The organism is Pricia sp., from assembly GCF_041745955.1.
GTDB lineage: Bacteria > Bacteroidota > Bacteroidia > Flavobacteriales > Flavobacteriaceae > Pricia.
In genome coordinates, this window is the sequence record NZ_JBGTHY010000058.1 from 1 (window position 1) to 3,056 (window position 3,056).

The 3,056-nt window shown below is 44.1% G+C and carries 4 protein-coding genes; 3 read left to right on the forward strand and 1 reads right to left on the reverse strand.

Features of this window, described 5'->3' with window-relative positions:
* The 3 genes from ACEW8S_RS01825 to nadD form a co-directional block, all read left to right on the forward strand.
* A partial coding sequence (locus ACEW8S_RS01825; protein ID WP_373516481.1) for an endoribonuclease YicC domain-containing protein occupies positions 1–284 on the forward strand: 284 nt, incomplete at its 5' end.
* A gap of 185 nt (positions 285–469) precedes the next feature.
* A complete protein-coding gene (gmk, locus tag ACEW8S_RS01830) occupies positions 470–1,060 on the forward strand; it encodes a guanylate kinase (RefSeq protein ID WP_373516482.1) in 591 nt (196 codons plus the stop codon).
* Positions 1,061–1,142: 82 nt separating this feature from the next.
* Positions 1,143–1,727 carry a nicotinate (nicotinamide) nucleotide adenylyltransferase gene (nadD, locus tag ACEW8S_RS01835; protein ID WP_373516483.1) on the forward strand — a complete coding sequence of 195 codons (585 nt, stop codon included), beginning with the start codon at positions 1,143–1,145 and terminating at the stop codon, positions 1,725–1,727.
* A gap of 6 nt (positions 1,728–1,733) precedes the next feature.
* On the opposite strand, the gene ACEW8S_RS01840 is transcribed toward nadD, so the two are convergent.
* Positions 1,734–2,714, reverse strand: coding sequence for a CAP domain-containing protein (locus ACEW8S_RS01840; protein ID WP_373516484.1), 981 nt, complete (start codon positions 2,712–2,714; stop codon positions 1,734–1,736).
* Positions 2,715–3,056: the final 342 nt, after the last annotated feature.

A 3,056-nucleotide genomic window follows, 5' to 3' on the forward strand; every position in this document is an offset into this window, starting at 1 on the left:
CCGATGTCGACGAAAACCGTTTTGAGCAAGAACTGGTCTATTATTTGGAAAAGTACGATATCACCGAGGAAAAGGTGCGGTTGGACAATCATTTGAACTATTTTGCCACTACCTTGAACTCAAATGATTCAAACGGTAAAAAATTGGGATTCATCGCCCAAGAAATCGGCCGCGAAATCAATACTATCGGCTCAAAGGCCAATTATGCCCCTATGCAGCAATTGGTCGTTCAAATGAAAGACGAGCTGGAGAAAATCAAGGAGCAGATGTTGAACGTACTCTAAAAAAGTGGCAGTCGCAGCTGCGGTAAGCAGTGAAAAAAAAATAAAAGGCAGTCTGCCATACGGGTAGGTTTATTGGTTTTAGATTTTATAAATTTTAATATTTGATTACAAACCACGAACAAAATTCACGAGTGCGCTACTACTTTTTTGAACTTGACACTTGCGCTTGAACTTGAACTTTAAGAATGAAAGGCGGTAAACTCATCATATTCTCGGCACCCTCCGGTAGCGGAAAGACCACTATTGTACGCCATCTTTTGGAACAGTCCGATCTGAATCTGGCCTTTTCGGTCTCGGCGACTTCGCGACCTCGCAGGGCCAAGGAGGTAAACGGCGAACATTATTATTTTATGTCCATTTCCGAATTTAAGAACAACATCAAAAACGATAATTTTTTGGAGTGGGAAGAGGTGTACCGCGATAATTTTTACGGTACCTTAAAAAGCGAGATTGAGAAGTTGTGGGGCGAGGGCAAGAACGTAATCTTCGATATCGATGTGGCAGGCGGACTCCGCATTAAAAGAAAATTTCCGGAAGAGACCTTGGCCGTATTCGTAAAACCCCCCAGTGTCGACGAACTCAAGATCCGTCTAAAAAAGCGCAGTACCGAAAGCGACGACAAAATCAATATGCGCATTGCCAAGGCATCGGTAGAACTAGCCACGGCACCGCAATTCGACAAGATTATCAAAAACCATAATTTGGACACTGCATTGCAGGAAGCTCATGATTTGGTAGCGGACTTCATAGCCGCAAAATCTGAATCCGATGATTAAGAGGGGTGGGGTTTCGGCCTCGGGCCAGTAAAGGGGATTCGATTTCCGCCTTCGCGGAAAGGACAAATGCATCCTAAAATTGATGAAAAAGGTCGGTCTTTACTTTGGTACGTTCAACCCGATTCATATCGGTCACCTGGCCATTGCCAACCATATGGTCGAATTTTCTGACTTGAACGAGGTCTGGTTCGTTATTACGCCCTTAAGTCCCTTTAAGAAAAAACAATCCCTACTTGACAACCACCACAGGTATCAGATGGTGTATGAGGCCGTTCAAGACTATCGTAAACTAAAGCCCAGTACCATCGAATTCGATTTGCCGCAACCCAACTATACGGTGGATACGCTGATGCATTTGAATGAAAAATACGGGGAAAACTATCGTTTTAGCCTGATTATGGGCGAGGATAATCTCAAAAACTTCCATAAGTGGAGGAATTATGAAGTCATTTTAGAGCACCATTATATCTACGTATATCCCAGAATTTCCGAAGGACAGAGAGAAAATTTGTTTGATCGTCATCCGAAAATCCAGCTGGTCGAAGCGCCCATAATGGAAATTTCATCCACTTTTATCCGAAAAAACCATGGACTAGGTAAAAATGTGCGGCCGCTACTTCCCGAAAAAGTCTGGAAATATATGGATGAGATGAATTTTTATCGGTGATATTGCTTACCGGGTTACGTCGAAAAGTACGACTTCGTACTCAAAGTTCTTGGTTTCCCCATCTACATCCACGTTTTTCAAGGATATTATAAATGCAGTGTCCTCGGCAAGGCTATTGGTGTCTACTGAAGGTCTCCAGACGATAGTTCCATCTCCAAATCCATCTTTCAATTGTTCAGTTTCCAGGCCGATATTTTCTCCCGTTTTGGTTGTCATGGATATCTCGGTCCTGGCAAAATCGGTCTTGGCGATGGAAAAAGACCATCGGGAATAGGCCAATTGCTTAGGAAGATAGCCTTTTGGGGGCCACGCAATAAATTCGGGGGCATCGGCAGGGCGCTCACCGGGGTTGCCAAGTACCCACACCGCATTGTAGCTACTCGTGTTGCCAACACCTATCTCTTGTAGCCTGGGCCATAATAGCCATCTTCTGTGCCCCACGGGATAGTTCTCTTGGCCTTGATCCCGCATATAGGAATCGATGGCACCGGCATTTCGGGTGGAGGTCAATACGGAATTTTGTGCAGCTTGTTTGCCGTCTTCCGAAAAACATTTCCAGTCGTTCGGCGGCTCGTGTGAAAGCGTTCCATTGGCATGCATCATCAAGGCCGCTTTTTGGGCTTTCTCGCTTTTCGAGCTGTTTTCTGCAATTTCATTATTCAGTCCTACCGCTTTCCTAAAATACGAAAGACGCAAAAATATTTTGTCCCTGGTATCCTGTGGGATGGTCCCGGGCTGGCAATTGGGCTCGTTGCCCGTCCATGATACTTCCGAGCCGGTGTCGCGAGAGGCCTCGTAATAATCGGCGTATAATTGCTTTGCTTTTGCCCTTTCTGCCTCGCCCGTTTCCGGTTTCCCCGTTTCCGGGTTTTCCGTATCGGGGCCGTCCGTTTGGGGGTTGTTCGGTTCATTGTCCGAATCTTTGCTACAGGAAACGCTTAAAAGAACGGTGGATATCAGTATATGGGACAGTTTGGGAATGCGCATACGACGTATAACTTTATGATGTTCGTCTTATGCTAACGCCTGATTTTCGGAATAGGTATATATTTTTCGTTGAACGGTAGCGCCGAGGATAGACCTTTTTAAAAGGGATTCGATACTAAAACGGGGATCCGGACGTTTTCAATGTAAATTTATAGTTAAGTAATCTTATTTTTAATGTAAATTTTATGTACCTTTAGATTCTAAAATTGTTATGCCATGAAAAATTTGATCCTAGTTTTTGTTTTTATCCTCAGTACGTCGTATGGCTTTTCCCAAAAAGTGAAAGATGTAAAGCTAAACACGGACACCAATCTTATTGAAACCACCTATTATCACGATAAC